The 20,229-nt window shown below is 62.5% G+C and carries 15 protein-coding genes; 12 read left to right on the forward strand and 3 right to left on the reverse strand.

The genetic code is table 11. From position 1 onward, the window contains the following. The first annotated feature begins 473 nt into the window (after positions 1–473). Positions 474–5,981, forward strand: a complete 5,508-nt coding sequence (locus CF68_RS27375) for a trifunctional serine/threonine-protein kinase/ATP-binding protein/sensor histidine kinase (protein WP_035825087.1) — start codon at positions 474–476, stop codon at positions 5,979–5,981. A 30-nt stretch (positions 5,982–6,011) separates the two neighbouring features. On the opposite strand, the gene CF68_RS27380 is transcribed toward CF68_RS27375, so the two are convergent. After that, positions 6,012–6,620 carry a response regulator transcription factor gene (locus CF68_RS27380; RefSeq protein ID WP_051591708.1) on the reverse strand — a complete coding sequence of 203 codons (609 nt, stop codon included), beginning with the start codon at positions 6,618–6,620 and terminating at the stop codon, positions 6,012–6,014. A 522-nt stretch (positions 6,621–7,142) separates the two neighbouring features. Between CF68_RS27380 and CF68_RS27385 the strand changes: the two genes are divergently transcribed. The 9 genes from CF68_RS27385 (at position 7,143) to CF68_RS27425 (ending at position 16,273) form a co-directional block, all read left to right on the forward strand. After that, on the forward strand, positions 7,143–7,829 hold the full coding sequence (locus CF68_RS27385; RefSeq protein ID WP_013951984.1) for a hydrolase: 687 nt from the start codon (positions 7,143–7,145) through the stop codon (positions 7,827–7,829). A gap of 121 nt (positions 7,830–7,950) precedes the next feature. Then, positions 7,951–8,940 carry an alpha/beta fold hydrolase gene (locus tag CF68_RS27390; protein ID WP_051591706.1) on the forward strand — a complete coding sequence of 330 codons (990 nt, stop codon included), beginning with the start codon at positions 7,951–7,953 and terminating at the stop codon, positions 8,938–8,940. A gap of 6 nt (positions 8,941–8,946) precedes the next feature. After that, positions 8,947–10,893, forward strand: a complete 1,947-nt coding sequence (locus CF68_RS27395) for an amidohydrolase (RefSeq protein WP_035825092.1) — start codon at positions 8,947–8,949, stop codon at positions 10,891–10,893. Positions 10,894–10,921: 28 nt separating this feature from the next. Next, positions 10,922–11,356, forward strand: coding sequence for a DoxX family protein (locus CF68_RS27400; protein ID WP_035825094.1), 435 nt, complete (start codon positions 10,922–10,924; stop codon positions 11,354–11,356). After that, positions 11,353–12,966 carry an MFS transporter gene (locus CF68_RS27405; RefSeq protein ID WP_035825096.1) on the forward strand — a complete coding sequence of 538 codons (1,614 nt, stop codon included), beginning with the start codon at positions 11,353–11,355 and terminating at the stop codon, positions 12,964–12,966. The genes CF68_RS27400 and CF68_RS27405 overlap by 4 nt, the downstream gene beginning before the upstream one ends. A 37-nt stretch (positions 12,967–13,003) precedes the next feature. Beyond that, a complete protein-coding gene (locus tag CF68_RS27410) occupies positions 13,004–13,297 on the forward strand; it encodes a XapX domain-containing protein (protein ID WP_013951979.1) in 294 nt (97 codons plus the stop codon). Between the two features lie 4 nt (positions 13,298–13,301). Next, positions 13,302–14,450: a porin gene (locus tag CF68_RS27415; protein ID WP_235205900.1), complete on the forward strand. Its 1,149-nt coding sequence runs from the start codon at positions 13,302–13,304 to the stop codon at positions 14,448–14,450. Positions 14,451–14,483: 33 nt separating this feature from the next. Then, positions 14,484–15,212 carry a YoaK family protein gene (locus CF68_RS27420; protein WP_035825099.1) on the forward strand — a complete coding sequence of 243 codons (729 nt, stop codon included), beginning with the start codon at positions 14,484–14,486 and terminating at the stop codon, positions 15,210–15,212. Between the two features lie 668 nt (positions 15,213–15,880). Further along, positions 15,881–16,273 carry a response regulator transcription factor gene (locus CF68_RS27425; protein WP_035825102.1) on the forward strand — a complete coding sequence of 131 codons (393 nt, stop codon included), beginning with the start codon at positions 15,881–15,883 and terminating at the stop codon, positions 16,271–16,273. Between the two features lie 72 nt (positions 16,274–16,345). Here the strand turns inward: CF68_RS27425 and CF68_RS27430 are convergent, their stop codons facing one another. Both CF68_RS27430 and CF68_RS27435 read right to left on the reverse strand, forming a co-directional pair. Further along, positions 16,346–17,056: a response regulator transcription factor gene (locus CF68_RS27430; RefSeq protein WP_035825104.1), complete on the reverse strand. Its 711-nt coding sequence runs from the start codon at positions 17,054–17,056 to the stop codon at positions 16,346–16,348. A 209-nt stretch (positions 17,057–17,265) separates the two neighbouring features. Then, positions 17,266–18,186 carry an AraC family transcriptional regulator gene (locus tag CF68_RS27435; RefSeq protein WP_051591707.1) on the reverse strand — a complete coding sequence of 307 codons (921 nt, stop codon included), beginning with the start codon at positions 18,184–18,186 and terminating at the stop codon, positions 17,266–17,268. Positions 18,187–18,560: 374 nt separating this feature from the next. Here CF68_RS27435 and CF68_RS27440 point away from each other — a divergent pair, with 374 nt between their 5' ends. Both CF68_RS27440 and CF68_RS27445 read left to right on the forward strand, forming a co-directional pair. After that, the gene (locus CF68_RS27440; RefSeq protein ID WP_035825109.1) at positions 18,561–18,800 is read left to right on the forward strand and encodes a hypothetical protein; all 240 of its coding nucleotides are present in this window, start codon (positions 18,561–18,563) and stop codon (positions 18,798–18,800) included. 689 nt (positions 18,801–19,489) lie between these two features. Then, positions 19,490–20,188 (forward strand): hydrolase, encoded by a 699-nt coding sequence (locus CF68_RS27445; RefSeq protein WP_035825111.1) that lies wholly within the window; start codon positions 19,490–19,492, stop codon positions 20,186–20,188. Positions 20,189–20,229: the final 41 nt, after the last annotated feature.

Below are 20,229 nucleotides of genomic sequence, written 5' to 3' on the forward strand. Positions count from 1 at the left end.
TCTGCCTGTCCGAAATAACTTGACCACTACACTCGGAATATTACGGAATCTCCACAGCTTCGGGAGAAAGTTGGAGGGCGGGCGAAGATCAATCAGGTACTGAATGCAGCGCAAACCGTCCCAAACACCCTGAACATTGCCCTTCACCTCAAGATCGATGCCGCGGTCCGGTTGCGCTGCACGCAACTGGTCCAGGGTATCAGGAATAGCGGTCCCGCCATTGACCCGCTGACGGGAGCGGATCTTTGACTCGCTGAGTAGAGGCCCAGATCAGGAGAACAAAAACGCGGGCGGACTCGGACTCGGTGATGCGAGACAGGCACACGAACCCTTAAGGCGTAGCCCGTGGCAAAATTGTTTCGCTCGGCCGCCGTGACCAGCTCACCGGTACGACAGTTGCGGAGACATTGGTTCGATGCATCCGGTCCAGAAACACCAAAGGCAGTTATCGTCTTGAGAGCGGAACACGGCAGATGAACTCATTGTTTTCCTTCGGCACTGAGACGGGCGTCGGCTTCCAGGTCGCATGGGAGGACGGCGATCGCGTTGTCGGTCGAGGCTGGCTCCTCGGTCCGGATGGCGAGCCCAAGGCTGTGCTGGCTGTGAGGCCCGCAGCCGAGCACCCGCCCCCCTCTACCCTCGCTCGCCTCGCGCACGAATACGGCTTGAAGGGTGAGCTGGACGGCAGTTGGGCAGTACGTCCGCTAGAGCTTGTGGGGGAACATGGTCGGACTGTTTTGCTGCTTGAGGACCCCGGCGGCGAGCCGCTTGCCGGGCTACTGGGTGCCCCCATGGAAGTGGGCCGTTTCTTGCGCCAGGCCGTCAGCATCGCCGCGGCCCTGGACCAACTCCACCAGCGGGGTCTTATTCACAAGGACCTCAAGCCGGCCCATATCCTGGTGAATGATGCCCTTGGCGAGGCGCGGCTGACAGGCTTCGGCATTGCCACGCGCCTGTCGCGCGAGCGCCAGGGACTGGCGCCACCGGAAGAAATCGCCGGCACGCTGGCCTACATGGCCCCCGAGCAGACCGGACGCATGAACCGGCCAATCGACGCGCGCAGCGACCTCTATTCGCTTGGTGTCACGCTCTACCAAATGCTCACCGGCGTGCTGCCGTTTGCCACCGACGACCCGATGGATCTGCTGCACAGTCATCTCGCCCGGCAGCCAGTACCGCCGGCGCAGCGGGTACCGTCGATCCCGGCCTTGCTCTCCGCCATCGTGATGAAGCTGCTCGCCAAGACAGCGGAGGAGCGCTACCAGACGGCAGCCGGACTGGAGGCCGATCTACGGCGCAGCCTGACCGCATGGGAAAGCCTGGGACGCGTTGACACCTTCCCGCTTGGCGAGCATGACCTGCCTGATCGGCCGTTGATTCCGGAACGGCTCTACGGACGGGAGCGCGAGATTGAGACCTTGCTCGCTGCCTTCGACAGGGTAGTAACCCAGGGCACGCCGGAGATTGTGCTGGTCTCCGGCTACGCCGGCATCGGGAAGACCTCGGTCGTGCTTGCATTGCGCAGCGCACTCGTATCCAGGAACGGCCTTTTCGCCTCGGGCAAGTTCGATCAATACAAGCGAGACATCCCGTATGCGACGTTGGCACAGGCTTTCCAGAGTCTGGTCCGCCCACTACTGGGCAAGAGCGAGGCCGACTTGGCGCCCTGGCGCGCCGCACTGGCGCAGGCGCTGGGCCCGAATGGCGGCCTCATGGTGCCGCTCATACCCGAGCTCGGGCTGATTCTGGGGCCGCAGGCGCCGGTTCCGGAGCTGCCGCCGGGCGACGAGCAGCACCGATTCCAGATGGTTTTCCAGCGCCTGCTTGCCGTCTTTGCCCAACCCGCGCATCCGCTGGCACTCTTTCTCGACGACCTGCAGTGGCTGGACGCGGCAACACTCGATCTGCTCGAGTATCTGGCGACCCAGCCGGAGGTACGCCACGTGCTGCTGATCGGAGCCTATCGGAATGACGACGTCAAGCCCGGACATCCGTTGCTACTGCGATTGTCGGCAATCCGCCAGGCCGGGGGGCGGGTAAATGACATCGCACTTTCCCCCCTTGGGTTCGAAGATGTAAGCAGACTCATCGTCGATGCCTTGCAATGCGCACCTGGGGACGCCGCACCTCTGGCCCGCCTGGTGCAGGAGAAGACTGGCGGTAACCCATTTTTCGCCATCCAGTTCCTTACCGCCCTGACCGAAGAGGGGCTGCTTGTTTTCGATCATCGTGGCGCGCGCTGGTCTTGGGACCTTGAGCAGATTCGGTCCAAGGGCTTCACCGACAATGTGGTCGATCTCATGCTCGCCAAGCTGAGGCGCCTTCCAGCGGCGACCCGTAGCGCCCTGAAGCAGTTGGCGTGTCTCGGTAATGACGCGGCGATCGCTACCCTGGCCATGGTCCAGGATGCCAGCGAGGCGGTGCTGGACGCGGCTCTGTGGCCGGCAGTACGCGCCGGACTTGTGTTGCGTTTGGGAAATACCTACCGATTCCTGCACGATCGTATCCAGGAGGCGGCCTACGCGCTGATTCCTGAAGACGCGCGGCCGGCAGCGCACCTCGCTATTGGCAGACGGCTCGCTGCGGGCACGCCGCCTGAGGCAATAGCGGAGCGTGTCTTCGAGATCGTCGGCCAGCTCAACCGTGGCGCCGACCTTATCACCGCGGCCGAGGAGCGAGAGCAAGTGGCCGAGCTGAATCTGCTCGCCGGCCAGCGCGCCAAGGCGTCCACGGCCTACGCCTCGGCGCTGACCTATCTCACCGCCGGTGCAGCGCTCATGCAGGGGGACGCCTGGAAGCGCCGGCCCAAGTTTGCCTTCGCGCTCGAGTTCCATCTCGCCGAATGCGAATTTCTGACCGGCGCGCCGGCCGCGGCGGACGCGCGCCTGGCCGAGCTTGCGTGCCGTGCCGCCAGCCTCCCCGATCTGGCCTCCGTCACCCAGCTGCGGCTGGAGCTGTTTCTGGCCCTCGGCCAGCGCGAGCGCGCCGTCGAGGTGGGCCTCGACTACCTGTACCGCGCCGGCGTCCAGTGTTCGGCACACCCGACAGATGAGGAGGTTCTGCAGGAATACGACCGGATGTGGCGGCAACTTGGCGACCGCCCGATCGAGGCGCTGCTCGACCTGCCGATGATGACCAATGCGGTCGCGTGCGAGACCATGGATGTCCTGACCGCGCTGATGCTGCCGGCCTGGTACACCGACGTGAACCTGGGCTCCCTCATCATCGGGCGGATGGCAAACCTCAGCCTCGAGCATGGCAACAGCGACGCGTCGTGCCTCGCCTATACCTGGCTCGGCATGCTCCTGGGGCCTCGGTCCGGCGACTACAAGGCGGCATTCCGCTTCGGCCAGCTCGGCCTGAACCTGGTCGAGCAGCGCGGGCTGGACCGCTTCAGGGCCCGCGTCTACCAGGCTTTCGGCGGCCACGTGATGCAATGGACGCAACCCATCCGTGCCGCGCGCAGCCTGGTGCGGCGCGCTTTCGACGTGGCCAGCAAGCTTGGTGACCTTACCTACGCGTCCTTCGCGCGCAACAACCTCATTACGCAGTTGCTCGCCTGCGGCGATCCGCTTGCCGAGGTGCAGAACGAAGCTGAGGCCACGATCGGCTTCGCGCGCCGGGCGAGCTTCGGTCTCGCCGTCGACCGGGTTACTCCCCAGCTCCAGCTGGCGCGAACTCTGCGCGGACTGACCCCGGTGTTCGGCGTCTTCGATGATGATGATTTCAGCGAGGAGCAGTTTGAGCGGTATCTGGATGAGGCTCCGGGCCCCGCCCTCGCCACCTGCTGGTACTGGATCCGAAAACTGCAGGCACGCTTCCTCGCCGACGACCACGCAGCCGCCATAACGGCGGCGGACAGGGCAGAAAGTCTCCTCTGGACATCGCCATCGTTCTTCGAGCAGGCGGAATACCACTTCTACGCAGCGTTGGCGCGGGCCGCATGTTGCGGCACGGCCACCGCGCCAGAACGGACCCGGCACCTGGAGGCATTGGCCGCACATCATCGCCAGCTCCTTGTCTGGTCCGAGCATTGTCCGGAGAATTTCGAGAACAGAGCCGCATTGGTTGGCGCGGAAATCGCCCGCCTCGATGGGCGCGAAGTTGATGCAATGCGCCTCTACGAGCAGGCCATCCGCTCCGCGCAGGACAATGATTTCATCCATAACCAGGCGCTCGCCAACGAGTTGGCCGCGCGATTCTATGCTGCGCGTGGCTTTGAAAAGATTGCGCGCGTGTATTTGCAGGATGCCCGCCATGGCTATCTCCGCTGGGGCGCCGGCGGCAAGGTGCGGCAACTCGATGCGTTGTATCCGCACCTCTGGGGGGAAGAGCGAGCACCCGCACCGACGACGACGATCGGGGCGCCGGTCGAACACCTGGACCTCGCCACCGTGATTGCCGTGTCGCAAGCTGTGTCCGGCGAGATCGTCCTGGACAAATTGCTCGACACACTCATGCGCACCGCGATTGAACAGGCCGGCGCGGAACGGGGACTGCTGATCCTGCCCCGAGGGGCCGAGCAGCGCATCGCAGCAGAGGCTACGACCGGTGGCGATATTGTCACGGTGCAGCTCCGCGACAAGAGCGTGACTGCGACTGCGCTGCCGGCATCGGTGCTCCACTATGTCCTGCGCACCCGCGAGAGCATCATTCTCGACAATGCCGCGACACAGCACCCGTTTTCCGCCGATCCATACATTCTGCAGCATCATGCCCGATCGATTCTCTGCCTGCCATTGCTCACACAGGCCAAGCTCATCGGGGTGCTCTACCTCGAGAACAACCTCTCGCCACGCGTCTTCGCGCCGAGCCGAACCGCCGTACTGAAGATGCTCGCCTCGCAGGCCGCGATCGCCCTGGAGATTACTTGTTTGTATCGGGATCTCGCACAACGCGAAGCGAAGATCCAGCGCCTGGTCGAGGCCAACATCATCGGGATCTGCATCTGGCACCTGGACGGCCGAATCCTCGAGGCCAATGACGCGTTCCTCCGCATGCTGGGCTACGACCGCGAGGATCTCGCCTCGGCCCCCTTGCGCTGGACGGACCTGACGCCCCCGGACTGGCGCGAGCGTGACGCACGGTTGCTCCAGGACCTCCGGATCAGCGGGACCTTGCCGCCGTTCGAAAAAGAGTTCTTCCGCAAGGATGGAAGCCGCGTGCTCGTCCTGCTAGGGTGCGCGACATTCGAAGAGGGTGGGGACCAAGGTGTCTCCTACATACTTGATCTAACCGAGCGCAAGCGCGCCGAGGAGGCGCTGCACCAGGCACAGGCCGAACTGGCACACGTTACCCGCGTGACGACGTTGAACGCGCTGACCGCCTCAATCGCTCACGAGGTCAACCAGCCGCTGGCCGCCATCGTCACCAACGCCAATGCGGCCCTGCGCTGGCTCGCTCGCCAGCCGCCCGATCTCGCCGAGGTGCGAGAGACGTTGGGGCGCATCGTTCAGGATGGCCATCGGGCTGGCGCAGTGATTGGAGGAATGCGTGCGCTGCTTAAGAAGACGGCCGCCGTCACGGCGCGCCTTGACATGAACACCCTTATCGAAGACACGATTGCCCTCATCCAGGGAGAGCTAGGCCGCCATCAAGTCCTGCTCCGGACGGAGCTGGCGCCTGACCTGCCACCGGTTGTGGGTAACCGGGTGCAGTTGCAGCAGGTGCTCCTGAACCTGATGATGAATAGCATCGAGGCAATGAAAGAGGTGGCAGAGCGGCCGCGGGAACTGCTGATCCGGTCGCGCCTCGATGCATCGGGGGCTGTGCTGGTTGCCGTTCAGGATGCCGGCATCGGGCTGGAGCCGCAAGATCTGGAGCGGGTTTTCCAGACCTTCTTCACTACCAAGGCGGAGGGTCTGGGCATGGGCCTGGCGATCTGCCGGTTGATCGTCGAGGCACACGGAGGGCGGCTGTGGGCGAGCCCCAATGTGCCTTGCGGGGCCGTGTTTCAGTTCACCCTGCCGCCTCAGGACTAGATGCCGCCGACAGCGGGAGGCTACAGGAACTCAATGCGGCGCCTCGCAAATGCCGAGTTGCTGTGCCATCAATACAAGCTCGGCAAAGGTGCGCGCCTTCATCTTGCGCATGGCCTGGCCGCGATGAATTTTCACGGTGACCTCGCTGATACTTAGCTCGCTGGCGATCTGCTTGTTCAGCAGACCCGCCACCACCATGCGCATGACCTCGGCCTCGCGCGGCGTCAGGCTCTGGTAGCTGGCTCGCAGTTCATCCAGCTTACGCATGCCATGGCGGCGATGCCGAACCTTTTGCAAGGCGGCCGCCACGGCATCGAGCAGGTCCTGCTCGCGGAATGGCTTCGCCAAAAAATCTTCAGCACCAGCCTTCATAGCGGCAACGGTCATGGGGATGTCGCCGTGACCAGTCATAAAAATGATTGGGACCTGGATGCCCATTTGGCACAGCCGGGTCTGCAGGTCCAGGCCACTCTGCCCGCGGAGCCTGACATCGAGCAGAAGGCAAGTGGGCGCGTCCGGGAACGCGAATGCTAGCAGTTCGGCAGCGGATGCGAACAGTGCGACGCGCATCCCGACTGATCGGAAGAGGTTCTCCAACGCGCCGCGAAGCATCGCGTCGTCATCAACGATCAGCACCATCGCTTCATCACTCGCACTGGTGTCCGCGGTTACGAAGCTGTTGATTGTCACAGTCTATCTCCAGCGCACCCATCGGTGCGCGAGGTTTGGGCAGGCCCACTCCCGCCGCCATGACCCCGCAAAACTAATCATTACATCACAAGACCGGGATCATGGACTACTTATACCATGGGGTTAGTTCAGCGTGACAGTTGGCGGCTGGCCCAGCCGGCCAGTTTGCAGGCTAACGCACATCGAACCCGCACGCAGCCCCAATGCCTTCCTACGCCGCAAGGGTTGGCGAAGCCACTCCCTATTTGCTGTAGCACGGCCTGGCGGCTTCGCGATGAAACCAAGGCAGCGGACGGCTAATACGAATCGACAATAGCGACGGCCGACAGCGCCGACTATTCTTCCCTCAGGTTGCGTTCCGGACACAAACGCCGGTCGCGGCCCTTATGCCAAGCCGCCCCGACGCGGCTCTGCCCCGGCGGTGATGCCACGGCAGCCTTACTCTCGCCCCCCCCAAACAGGAGCAACGCAATGTCGAACCCCAAGCTTGAAGTCCTCACCCCGCAGAACAGCCAGCTGATTTTCATCGACCACCAACCGCAGATGGCGTTCGGCGTCCAGTCGATGGACCGCCAGGCGATGAAGAACAACGTCGTCGGCCTGGCCAAGGCGGCAAAGATCTTCAATATCCCGACGACGATCACCACCGTCGAGAGCGAGTCGTTCTCGGGCTTCACCTATCCGGAACTGCTCGACGTGTTCCCGGACCAGAAGACGCTTGAGCGCACCTCGATGAACTCGTGGGACGACCAGAAGGTGCGCGATGCGCTCAAGGCCAACGGCCGCAACAAGGTGATCGTGGCCGGCCTGTGGACCGAGGTCTGCAACACCACCTTCGCGCTGTGCGCCATGCTCGAAGGCAACTATGAGATCTACATGGTGGCCGACGCTTCGGGCGGCACCAGCAAGGAAGCCCACGACTACGCCATGCAACGCATGGTGCAGGCCGGCGCCGTGCCGGTGACCTGGCAGCAGGTGCTGCTGGAATGGCAACGCGACTGGGCCCACCGCGACACCTATGACGCCGTCATGAAGCTGGTGAAGGAACACTCGGGCGCCTATGGCATGGGTGTCGACTACGCCTACACGATGGTCCACAAGGCCGCCCAGCGCACGGCTACGGGGCACGAATCCATCGCCCCGGTGCCCGCACGCTAAACAGCTAGCTGATCAAGAAGAAGATGGTCATCGGCCTACGCACGAATTCCGTGCATAGGCCGATGCAACCAGCGATCTCATTCATCCAGGATTTCGAGCCAACATTCAGCCAGCCCTAATCATGCAAATGGAACACACCCAGGAACAAGGTCACAACATCGATGCATCGCGCCGGCAACTGCTGGTAGGCAGCACTGTTGGCGCCGCGGCCGCATCGGTGGCGTCGCTTGCCGCACTGACGCCCACGACCGCGGAAGCCGCGCCGGCCAGCAGCCGCGCCACGAAGCAGGGCCACTACGTCACGACCAAAGACGGCACGCGCATCTTCTACAAGGACTGGGGCACGGGCAGCCCGGTGGTGTTCTCGCACGGCTGGCCGCTCAATGCCGACGCCTGGGACGCCCAGATGCTCTTTCTGGTCCAGAAGGGATTCCGGGTGATCGCCCATGACCGTCGCGGCCATGGCCGTTCGGACCAGCCCGCGCAGGGCAACAACATGGACACCTACGCCGACGACCTGGCCGCGCTGCTGGACGCCCTCGACATCAAGGGCGCAACGCTGGTCGGCCACTCCACCGGCGGCGGCGAAGTGGCGCACTACATCGGCCGTCATGGCACGAAGCGCGTGGCCAAGGCGGTGCTGATTGGCGCGGTGCCGCCTATCATGCTCAAGACCGCGGCCAATCCGAACGGCCTGCCGATGGAAGTGTTCGACGGCATCCGCAAGGGCGTGGCGGAAAACCGCTCGCAATTCTACAAGGACCTGACCACGCCGTTCTTCGGCTTCAACCGGCCCGGAGCCAAGGTTTCGCAAGGCACCATCGATGCGTTCTGGGCACAGGGCATGACCGGTGGCCTCCTGGGCCAGTACGCCTGCATCAAGGAGTTCTCGGAAGTGGACTACACCGGGGACCTGAAGAAAATCACCGTGCCGACGCTGATCCTGCACGGTGACGACGACCAGATCGTACCCATCGACAATTCGGCCCGCCTGTCGGCCAAGATCGTCAAGAACGCCACGCTCAAGGTATATCCGGGTGCATCGCATGGCATGTGCGTGATCAATGCCGACCAGGTCAATGCCGACCTGCTGGCCTTCCTGAACGCATAAGCCGAGATGTACATTACCCGCCGGCACTTCATCGCCTCGGCTGCCGCCCTCAGTGCGGCAGCCTCTTCGGAACTATTCGCCATGTCACCGAACCCGACTCCCGACCTCATTCTCGTCAACGGCAAGTTCGCCACGCTCGACCGTGCCAATCCGCAGGCCGACGCCGTGGCCATCCAGGACGGCCGCTTCGTCGGGGTGGGTACGCGCCAGGACATCATGAAGCTGGCGGGAACGCAGACCAGGGTGATCGACCTGAACGGCCGGCGGGCCATTCCCGGGCTGATTGACAGCCACATGCACATCATCCGCGGCGGCCTGAACTACAACATGGAGTTGCGCTGGGACGGTGTGCGTTCGCTGGCCGATGCGATGCGCATGCTCAAGGAGCAAGTGGCACGCACCCCCGCACCGCAATGGGTGCGCGTGGTGGGCGGCTTCACTGAGCACCAGTTCGTGGAAAAGCGCCTGCCGACCATCGACGAACTGAATGCCGTGGCGCCTGACACCCCGGTGTTCATCCTGCACCTCTACGACCGCGCCATTCTGAACGGCGCCGCACTGCGTGCCGTTGGCTACACCAAGGACACGCCGAACCCTCCGGGCGGCGAGATCGTGCGCGATGCACGCGGCAACCCCACCGGCCTGCTGCTGGCCAAGCCCAACGCGACGATCCTCTACGCCACGCTGGCCAAGGGTCCGAAGCTGCCGCCCGAGTACCAGAAGAACTCGACACGCCATTTCATGCGCGAGGTGAACCGGCTCGGTGTGACCGGCGTGATCGACGCCGGCGGCGGCTACCAGAACTACCCCGAGGACTACAACATCATCGAGGAGCTGCACAAGGAAGGCCACCTCACGGTGCGCCTGGCCTACAACCTGTTCACGCAGAAGCCCAAGGAAGAGCTGAGCGACTTCAAGACCTGGACGTCGACCGTGAAGCCAGGCCAGGGCGATGACCTCTATCGCCACAATGGCGCCGGCGAAATGCTGGTCTACACGGCGGCCGACTTCGAGGACTTCCGTGTCGAGCGCCCCGACATGGCGCCGTCGATGGAAGCCGATCTGGAGCCGGTTATCCGCCTGCTGGCCGAAAAGCGCTGGCCGTGGCGCCTGCATGCGACCTATGACCAGACCATCACGCGCGCGCTCGACGTCTACGAGAAGGTCGCCAAGGACATCCCGTTCAACGGCCTGAACTGGTTCTTCGATCACGCCGAGACGATTTCCGACCGCAATATCGACCGCATCGCCGCGCTCGGTGGCGGTATCGCGGTGCAGCACCGCATGGCCTACCAGGGCGAGTACTTTGTCGAGCGCTATGGCGCACGCGCTGCCGAAGCCACGCCGCCGGTCAAGAAGATGCTGGAAAGAGGCGTGAAGGTCGGCGCCGGCACCGATGCCACGCGCGTGGCCTCTTACAACCCGTGGGTCTCGCTGTACTGGCTGACCACCGGCAAGACCGTGGGCGGCATGTCGATGTACCCGCAGGCCAACCTGCTCGATCGCGAAACGGCGCTGCGCCTGTGGACCGAGGCCAACACGTGGTTCTCATCCGAAGTGGGCAAGAAGGGCCAGATCAAGGTGGGCCAGCTGGCCGACCTGGCCGTGTTGTCGGCCGACTACTACTCGGTGCCTGGTGACGACATCCAGGACATCACGTCGGTGCTGACCGTGCTCGGCGGCAAGGTGGTCTATGGCGACAGCGAATTCGGCGAGCATGCGCCCGACATCCCGCCCGCGATGCCCGACTGGTCACCGGCCCGCCACGGCAGCCAGTACCAGCCGCGCCCGCAGGCCCAGGCGCGCGCACTGGCGCTGAACACCGCGTGCGGCTGCGCCAGTTCGTGCGGCGTGCATGGCCATGCGCATGCCAACGCGTGGACCTCGAGCGTGCCGACGTCGGACGAAAGCACGTTCTGGGGCGCGCTGGGCTGCTCGTGCTGGGCATTCTGATCCACGTTGACCACATCGGAGAGCGGCCATGACCATCTCGACGCCCCCGCTAGCCACGGCCGGCAACAACACGCACCGGCTGCCTCGCTGGCTGCGCTGGATCGCCCTGCTGTTGCTGTGCGCAGCCTACCTGCAGGGCGTATTGGTCAAGCTGTTCGACTTCTCCAGCGCAGTGGCAGAGATGCAGCACTTCGGCCTGTCGCCCGCCGTGCCGCTGGCTGCGGCGACGATTGCGCTGGAGCTTGGTGCGTCGGCAATGATCCTGACCGGCTTCTGGCGCTGGCTAGGCGCACTGGCGCTGGCGGCGTTCACGCTGATGGCCACGTTCCTGGCCAACCGGTTTTGGAGCGCACCGCCCGAGGCGCAGTTCATGATGGCTAACGCGTTCTTCGAACATCTGGGCCTGGTGGGTGGGTTCCTGCTCGTGGCGTGGGATGACCTTCGCACGCGGAGACAACCATGACGCAATCTGCCATCTCTGCGGCCAAGCCTGCATCGGGCGGCACGTTTGCTCCGCTGGCCCAACCCACGTTTGCGGTACTGTGGGTGGCCACGGTCCTCGGTAACATCGGCAGCTTCATGCGGGATGTGGCCAGCGCATGGCTGGCAACCGATCTTTCCACTTCACCGGCAGCGGTCGCCGCGATCCAGGCGGCTGCCACGCTGCCCGTCTTCCTGCTAGCGATTCCGGCCGGTGTGCTCTCCGACATCCTCGACCGGCGCCGCTTCCTGATCGTGGTCCAGATCGGGCTGGCCATGGTCAGCGGCACGCTGATGCTGCTGGCGTGGCGCCAGGCGCTAACGATCGAAATCCTGATTGCGCTGGCGTTCGTCGGCGGTGTGGGTGCGGCGATGATGGGGCCAACGTGGCAGTCGATCGTGCCCGAGCTTGTGCCGCCGAGCACGCTGCGACAGGCCGTGGCACTGAACTCGCTGGGCGTGAACGTCGCCCGTGCGATTGGACCGGCTACCGGGGGTCTGCTGCTCGCGGCATTCGGCGCGGCTGCCACGTATAGCGCAGACCTGCTCAGCTATGTGTTCGTCATCGCAGCGCTGATCTGGTGGAAGCGTCCCGAAAAGCCAAGCGATCCGCTGCGCGAACACTTCTTCAGCGCTTTCCGAGCAGGCTTACGCTTCACGCGCGCGCACAGCAAGCTGCACGTAGTATTGGCGCGCGCCGCCGTGCATTTTGCCTTCGGCAGCGGCGTATGGGCATTGTTGCCGCTGGTAGCCCGTCAGCTGTTGCATGGCGGTGCCGGCCTCTATGGCGTGTTGCTGGGCGCAGTGGGTGCTGGCGCGATCCTTGGCGCGCTGACGATGTCCAGACTGCAGCAGCGGCTCGATGCAGATGGCATGGTGCTGTTGTCCGCGATCGTCACGGCCGCTGTCATGGCGGCGCTGTCGAGCGCACCGCCCGTATGGCTGGCATTGCCGCTACTGTTGCTGCTCGGCGCCGCGTGGATCATCGCGCTGACCACGCTCGGCGGCGCGGCGCAGGCGATCCTGCCGAACTGGGTGCGCGGCCGCGCGCTGGCGGTCTACCAGATGGTGTTCAACGGCGCGCTGGCCGGTGGCAGCCTGGTCTGGGGCTTTGTGGCGCAGGCACTGGGCACACCGCATGCGCTGCTGATCGCCGCGGCGGGGCTGGTCGTTACCGCGCTGATCCTGCACCGCATGCGGCTGCCGCGCGGCGAAGAAGACCTCGGTCCCGCACATCACTGGCCCGAACCGGAGATGGCCGGCGAGATCGCGCACGACCGTGGTCCGGTGATGATCCTGATCGAATACTGCATCCCGCCCGCCAACCGCGATGCGTTCCTGCATGCGGTGCACAAGCTGTCGGAAGAGCGTCTGCGTGACGGTGCGTTCAGCTGGGGCGTGATGGAAGATCCGGCCAACCCCGAACTGCTGACCGAGTGGTTCCTGGTCGAGTCGTGGGCCGAGCACCTGCGCCAGCACCAGCGCGTACCGCACGCCGATGCCGATGTGCAGCGCGACGTGGCCAGCTTCCACGTGGGCGCCGAGCCGCCCCACGTAAGACACCTGCTCGGCCTGGGCTTGCCGCCGGCGTGACGCCGCACCGATTTCCCCCTCTCCAACCTTGTCACATATGAAGCTCTATCTCATCTCCCTTGGCGCCGGCATCCTGGTCGGCATTATCTATGCACTGATGCAGGTCCGCTCGCCTGCGCCGCCCGCAATTGCTTTGATCGGGCTGCTGGGCATGCTGATTGGCGAGCAGGTTGTGCCGCCGGTCAAGCGCATGCTGGCCGGCGAGCCAGTCACCATTGCATGGTTCCGCGGCGAATGCGTCCCGAAGATTACGGGTACACCGCCCAATGCGGACACGGCCGTTGAACCGTCGGCATCCCTCCCCGCGCGTAGCAAGGAAGGGAACCAATAACAGCATGAGCCGCTCCCGAACGCAGTCCGAAGCACTTGCCAGCCGCACTAACGCAATCGCGCCCCGGCGCATTCACGTCGCCCTGGCTGCGTCTTTGTCCGCGGCCGCGGCACCTGCCCTGGCGGACAACAACGTCACGATCTATGGCCGGCTGAACACGGCAATCGAGTATGTGACCGTGACCACCGCTACCGACGGCACCAGATTGGGCAATACGGCACGCCTCACGAATAACCGCTCTGTGTTCGGCATGCGGGGCGAGGAACAGTTGGCCAATGGGATCAAGGCGATCTGGCAAATCGAAAGCGCCCTGTCGATTGACAACGGCGCTGGACAGATCGCCGCGCGGGATACCCGGCTCGGCCTTCAGAGCCCGTACGGCACCCTCTTCATGGGCAACTGGGACACGCCATACACAAGTGCAACCAAGAGCTACGACTCGTATTACCCCACCACTGCGGGTTACATGGCGCTGATAGGCAATGGCGCTGCCTCTAGCAGCGACAATGTCCAGAACACCAGCTCATTTGATCGACGGCAGAAGAACTCGTTGCACTACCAGTCGCCGACGTGGCACGGCTTGAGCGGCGCCATCGCCTGGGGATTGCCGGAAGAAAAGACCACGGTGCCGCGCAATCCAGCGTTGTATTCCTTTGCCACGGCCTATGGCCACGGCAACCTGAACCTGACGCTTGCCTATGAAATCCACCAGCACTATCAGACCAGCGGACGCAACGACGACGCAATCAAGGCAGGAATTTCCTACCAGTTCCCCTCGACGCGCATCAGTGCCCTGTATGAACGCCTGCATTATCGTACCGCCACCGGAGACCTTACGCGCAATGGCTACTATGTCTCGCTGATACAGCAGCTTGGCACCGGTAGCATACGCGCCGGCTTCGCCTTTGTCGGCGATGGCACCGGCACAGCTATGGAGACGATTGGATCCGTCCGAAGTGGTTCGGATACCGGCGCATTTCAGGTAACCGTCGGCTATGACTACCCCCTTTCCAAGCGAACCGCGCTATACGCCTACTACAGCCGCATCAACAACCGCAGCAACGCGGCCTATGACTTCGCCATCAACAACCTCGGCATCAAGGCTGGCGCAGACCCGCAGACGTTCGCCATTGCGATGCGGCACAGCTTCTGACCGTCCGCTGACCAACCATCGTGAGAGACCGCATTGACACCCACACAGCTTCCTGACGCCGGTCGCCGCGCTGATCTTTCAGGACCGGCGTTAGGCTGCATCCTGGCCTTCGTCGCCGGCTATGTAGACGTGGTCGGGTTCATTTCACTATTCGGCCTGTTTACGGCACACGTGACAGGAAACTTCGTGATGATCGGCGTCGACATCGCCGGTGATTCTGCGGGTCTGCTCGCCAAACTGCTTGCGCTGCCGACTTTTGCCTTGGCGGTTGCGGCCGCCAGGTTGACCGAGTCACGCATCGTACGGGACAAACAATCGGCACCCTCGCTGTTGCTGTTTGCCGAGGCCGTGGCGCTGGTTCTCTTCATAGTTGCCGGGGTCCACGCCTCTCCCATTTCCGATCCAAGTACGCCTGCAGCCGTCGGCGCCGGCATGCTTGCCGTAGTGGCCATGGGTATTCAGAACTCACTGTCCCGGACGTCTTTGTCGGACCTTGGCCCCACTACGATCATGACGGGAAATACCACGCAAATTATCATTGACCTGGTGGACCTGCCATCCGCATCTGAGGCGGAAGGCAAAGCCATACGCGCTCGGCTCAAAAAGATGGTACCGGCGCTCGCGGGTTTCGCATCGGGCGCCGCTCTCGGTGCCCTTGGCTATTCGATGCTTTCACTCTGGTGTGTAATGCTGCCAGCCGTGTTGCTGACGGCGCTCAGTTTCCTGACTTGGCGCAATGGCGCGAACAGCCAACAGAAGTGAATTGGCAGACGAATGAAATCGAGATGCCCTCGCCCAGCCAGCTAATACGAACAGACAATGGCCACATCCTGAATCGCCAATTAATCTCTCCTGGTTTTGCAGGATCACGACACGCTGCAACTGACATTGACCTGAATCGGCGTTTGGAAGCCTGTCCGGTCACCTTGCTGTACGGGCCCGGAACTCGCCCCCAAACAAGTGGTCGGCCATAGCCAGGTCCCGTGTCGCCGGAGCAGTGCACTGTGCGAAGGACAGTCCTGCGCGGGGAAGGGTGACTCATCGGCTGCCTCCTCTGGTTTCGCATCCGTGTACTGATCTCCGGAACGAAGCCCCCCAATCTCCTTCACCAACAAGAAGAATCACGATGAACAGAGATACTCTCACCACGGCTGCGGGCGCGCCGGTCACCGACAATCAGAACTCCCAGAGCGGCGCCATTTCGACGCAGCTATGCATGTAATACCTTGGTATGAATCGGACAGAACAGCTGGCTGGCTCACTATCGCGGGGGGACTGATTTTCCTGGCCAGCGTGACTTCATCGCAACGTAGCGTGGCACGTGCACCCGAGGAATCGGCAATACCATCGTATGATAGGGTGTGCACCGGTTCGGCGTTACTCTTCCAGCAGAGCATTGCCGGCGCTCAGCGCGTGTTCAAGGAGTCAGTGTGATAGCTCGCCCCACGATCGCAATAGTTGACGACGATGTCGCCGTCCGAAATGCCATGGGGGGGCTGCTGCGTTCGCTCGATCTTGGCGTGCAATTGTTCGGAGGCGGTCAAGAGCTACTGCGGTGCACTTCGCTGCCTTGCATGTCCTGCGTGATCACAGACGCGCAAATGCCCGGTATGGACGGCTTTGCTTTGATAGAGGCTCTGCGCGCGCGCAATCTCGATATGCCCGTCATTTTCATGACAGCATTTGCGCATGAGGGATTCGATCAGCGTGCCATGGCAATGGGTGCGACGTGCGTTCTTTACAAGCCATTTCAGGACACGGACATGATCCGATGCATTGAAAGAGCATTACGTCCTCGCAAGACGGACTCTCCTCCATCGTGAGTATGTCGTGCAGTGGATCGATGAGACGTCCTTACATGACCTTCGTCCTCTGCACGCTGCCCGATGCCGTCGCTACGCTAGGGTTGCGGTTCCAAGCTGTCGAGGCCGCAGCCGGATGGCAGGCTGCTCGTCAGCTTCGGACTCAGAGGGAAGCAGCACGAGACCGAGAGTTTGCGCAAGAAGCACCAGATCGGCGAAACTCCGAGCCCTCATTTTTCGCATTGCCTGGCATCGATGAACTTTGACAGTCACCACGCTGATGCACATGGCGGCGGCAATCTCCTTGTTTGTCAAACCTGATGCAGCATGCGCCATGACCTCGCTCTCCCGCGGCGTCAGGGAACGGAAGCAGTCGCGCACTGCAGCCAATCGGCACAAGCGCTCACGTCGCGAGCCCTCCTTTTGTAGTGCCTCCGTGACGGCATCGAGCAGTTCCTGTTCACGGAACGGCTTGGAAAGAAAGTGTTCTGCCCCCGCCTTCATGGCAGCAACCGTCATCGGAATGTCCCCGTAGCCGGTCATGAAGATGATGGGAATATGAATGCCGAGCTCTGCCATGCGGGCTTGCACATCCAAGCCACTTTGCCCCTTCAGGCGCACTTCGAGAACCAGGCAACAAGGCGCATCTGGGAAGCCGAAGGAAAAAAGCTCGGCCGCGGAGCCGAGCAGCACGGCTTGGATGCCGACTGAACGAAATAGGCTTCCCAGCGCGTTTCGCACCTGCAAGTCATCATCGACAACAAGGACCACCGCGTCGTCCTGCGGCGCTGATGCGGCGCGCATCGGTAATACAGCAGTCACGGTAGGGCCTCCACGTAGCATCGACATCAGGGGCGCGATCACCCCATGACTCCATGTGGGGAGATACGACGCGCCCGACAGCAATGTAGTGTTACGCCAGCCCTTTGGCTTGAACGCGTGTGCGCTCCATTGTCTTTTTGTGCTCAGCGCGGGCCAGATAATGGCTGGCAAGTGCTGGCACCTAGGCGTGCCTAGTCCTGCCGACCGCTCCGCCAGTCACCCGGCGTCAGGCCAAGCTTCTTAGAGAAGCTGCGTGTGAGATGGCTCTGATCGGCAAAGCCGCACGACGCAGCAATCCCAGCTATCGGCAAGTCCGTGTTGCGCAGCAGTGCCGCCGCGCGCTCGAGGCGACGCTCCAGCAGCCATTCATGTGGTGTTTTGCCGGTACTCTGCCGAAATGCCCGGGAAAAATGACTTCGGGACAATTGACACGCATCTGCAACCTCGGCAATGGACACGTTTCCGTCGTCCAGCCGCGCCGTGAGGAACTCCTGCGCCCGCGCAAGTATGCGAGGCGAAAGTCGGCCCATGGAGTGAATGCGTCCCCGACTGACACCTCCATAGTGTTCGACCAGGTAAGTGCCGATCACGTGTCCGAGTTGATCGATAAACAACCTGCTGGCACCTTCAGGCCGCGCGAGCGCGGGTAAGAGTGCCTGGGCGAGATGGGCCAGCACGACGTCCGTCTGCGCCGCGGCATGCCGCAGTTCAAGACCTGCGGGGCAGCCGAGTTCCAGGGCTGTACGCTCCATGAAGGGGCGCGGCAGTTCGATAAGTACGAAATCAAACGTCCCATACATATCCGCCTTGTAGTCATCCTGGAAGTTCCGCAGATAGATGGAACCTGCCTCGAATGCATGCATGTTCGCCTGATTCGGACGAAAAATGCGTCGACGATGGCCTTCCATCAGAGAGACGCCAACCAGAAACCCTCGTGCTGAAGCTGGGGTCACTACCTGACTCATCCACTCAATCACGGAACTCTTGCGGTAGAAATTGAGATCGCCGGCGGCAAGCGCCTGATCGTATCGCAATGCCTCCGACAAGCACCCCAATGAGTCGCGCTGAATGGCCGGCTTGGCAGATTCGTGAGTAGGTGTTGAGAGTCGCATGGCCAGGTAGTCATGATCGTCGCGCCAAGCCAGACACGACCGGGCGACCTTGGGTTACTGAAAATACCATTGACGCTGGCAGCTCGAAAAGCGCCCGCCTTCCTGCAGTCAAACGACTGCTGGAGAACATACTATCATCGCCAACCCCGAAGGAATTGAGGCTGCTGATTTCGCCCCCGATCTTCAAGCAGATCGCGACATGCTTGCCGGCCTGGATGCCGAATGCGTTACAGACGCGCCAAGCGTGTAGGCCAGTCATACCAGAAGACGATGGAAACTGTGGACTCATCCGAATAAGGTGCGTAAGCCCGAAGTCAACATTTGGCTAGGCCGGCACTTGAGACAGACACGGGATGAGCAAACACGGAGATTCCATGAATGGCAACATCTGCTTAAAGATGGCCCAGCTCCAGGCAGCGGCCCATGCCAATGAACAAGACGCGACGTTGTGGCGCTGGTTCTCAGATCAGATGGAAGACCAGATGATGAGCTGCGAACGCAAAAGGGGAGACTGGATCATTTGCGTGGCCGGTCGCGAACTGGCGCGTGACCCGTCCTTCGACCTGGCGGTTCGCGCCGCTCACTTCCTTTGCCGCGCACTGAGAGCCTTGTAGACAAGCCCGTGACGATGTACGCGCTGCGGCTCACAGGGTCGACATTGGCGCTCTTGCCGCTGCCGGCCCCCATTAACACCATCGCCTAGTACCGCACGGTATTGCCCCCAGCGGGGGTCTGTCGTCTGACGGCGACCGATGGGCAGCATGCCGCCGCAGCCTTTTCCCGCGGTACGGGGCCTTCCCACTGCTCTGCCGCCGCTACTTCGAAGCTCTCGACGTGGCGTACCGCCGGTGGCCGGTTGCACTTCTTCGGCGGCCACTCTGGCCATCCGGCTTCACCCAGTGCCTTGCATACGCACATGTGATTGGGCGGTCTACGCCGGTCGTCCATTCGTAGGGACCTGCTCCCTATTTGTCGCGCTATATCGCTCGCGCGGCGATTTTCAACAAACGACCGGTCACCCAGCGACCTGAACAAGGTACGCACTTGCAAGACGATGACGCTCGAGGCCGCGGAACTCATGTTGCGCTACTTCCAAGGGCGATGGACCCACTAGGACAGAGTTCTCTCGCGTCTCGACGAACGGAATTCAATTTTTTTGAATAACTATTGCGGAGATAGGCCGCTCCCTGGGATGTGGCGGTCGGTATAGTTCTGCACATGGACAGCGCAACAACGCAACGGAGCGAATTTGCGCCGCCAAACAAAACCCGAATCGTTGAATCAAATTTTTTGGAGAGAAATCATGTCGAACGCCAAACTGCAGGTCCTGACCCCGCACAACAGCCAACTGATCATCATCGACCATCAGCCCCAGATGGCCTTTGGCGTGCAGTCGATGGACCGCCAGACCATGAAGAACAACGTCGTGGGCCTGGCCAAGGCGGCCAAGATCTTCGACGTGCCGACCACCATCACCACGGTGGAGAGCGAGTCGTTCTCCGGCTATACCTACCCAGAGATCCTGGACGTGTTCCCCGGCAAGGAAACACTGGAGCGCACCTCGATGAATTCCTGGGATGACCAGAAGGTGCGCGACGCGCTGGCCGCTAATGGCCGCAAGAAGATCATCGTGGCAGGCCTGTGGACCGAAGTCTGCAATACCACCTTCGCCCTGAGTGCGATGCTCGAAGGCGACTATGAAATCTACATGGTGGCCGATGCCTCGGGCGGCACGACCAAAGAAGCCCACGACTACGCGATGCAGCGCATGATCCAGGCCGGCGTGGTACCGGTGACTTGGCAGCAGGTGCTGCTCGAATGGCAGCGTGACTGGGCACACCGCGATACCTATGACGCCGTGATGAAGCTCGTCAAGGAACACTCGGGCGCCTACGGCATGGGCGTGGACTACGCCTACACGATGGTCCACAAGGCCGCGCAACGTACTGCAACCACGCACGAGTCGATCGCGCCCGTGCATGCGCCGGTGATCGAGAACTAAACAACTCCAGTCTGCGCCGAAGGCTCTGTGTAGTTTTCGGC

The organism is Cupriavidus sp. SK-4 (assembly GCF_000611125.1).
Lineage (GTDB): Bacteria > Pseudomonadota > Gammaproteobacteria > Burkholderiales > Burkholderiaceae > Cupriavidus > Cupriavidus necator.

Bases quoted from the DNA above. Each gene is read 5' to 3' on its own strand.
- CF68_RS27375 (WP_035825087.1), top strand. From the start codon at position 474: ATGAACTCATTGTTTTCCTTCGGCACTGAGACGGGCGTCGGCTTCCAG.
- CF68_RS27380 (WP_051591708.1), bottom strand. From the start codon at position 6,620: ATGGTGCTGATCGTTGATGACGACGCGATGCTTCGCGGCGCGTTGGAG.
- CF68_RS27385 (WP_013951984.1), top strand. From the start codon at position 7,143: ATGTCGAACCCCAAGCTTGAAGTCCTCACCCCGCAGAACAGCCAGCTG.
- CF68_RS27390 (WP_051591706.1), top strand. From the start codon at position 7,951: ATGCAAATGGAACACACCCAGGAACAAGGTCACAACATCGATGCATCG.
- CF68_RS27395 (WP_035825092.1), top strand. From the start codon at position 8,947: ATGTACATTACCCGCCGGCACTTCATCGCCTCGGCTGCCGCCCTCAGT.
- CF68_RS27400 (WP_035825094.1), top strand. From the start codon at position 10,922: ATGACCATCTCGACGCCCCCGCTAGCCACGGCCGGCAACAACACGCAC.
- CF68_RS27405 (WP_035825096.1), top strand. From the start codon at position 11,353: ATGACGCAATCTGCCATCTCTGCGGCCAAGCCTGCATCGGGCGGCACG.
- CF68_RS27410 (WP_013951979.1), top strand. From the start codon at position 13,004: ATGAAGCTCTATCTCATCTCCCTTGGCGCCGGCATCCTGGTCGGCATT.
- CF68_RS27415 (WP_235205900.1), top strand. From the start codon at position 13,302: ATGAGCCGCTCCCGAACGCAGTCCGAAGCACTTGCCAGCCGCACTAAC.
- CF68_RS27430 (WP_035825104.1), bottom strand. From the start codon at position 17,056: ATGCGCGCCGCATCAGCGCCGCAGGACGACGCGGTGGTCCTTGTTGTC.
- CF68_RS27435 (WP_051591707.1), bottom strand. From the start codon at position 18,186: ATGCGACTCTCAACACCTACTCACGAATCTGCCAAGCCGGCCATTCAG.
- CF68_RS27440 (WP_035825109.1), top strand. From the start codon at position 18,561: ATGAATGGCAACATCTGCTTAAAGATGGCCCAGCTCCAGGCAGCGGCC.
- CF68_RS27445 (WP_035825111.1), top strand. From the start codon at position 19,490: ATGTCGAACGCCAAACTGCAGGTCCTGACCCCGCACAACAGCCAACTG.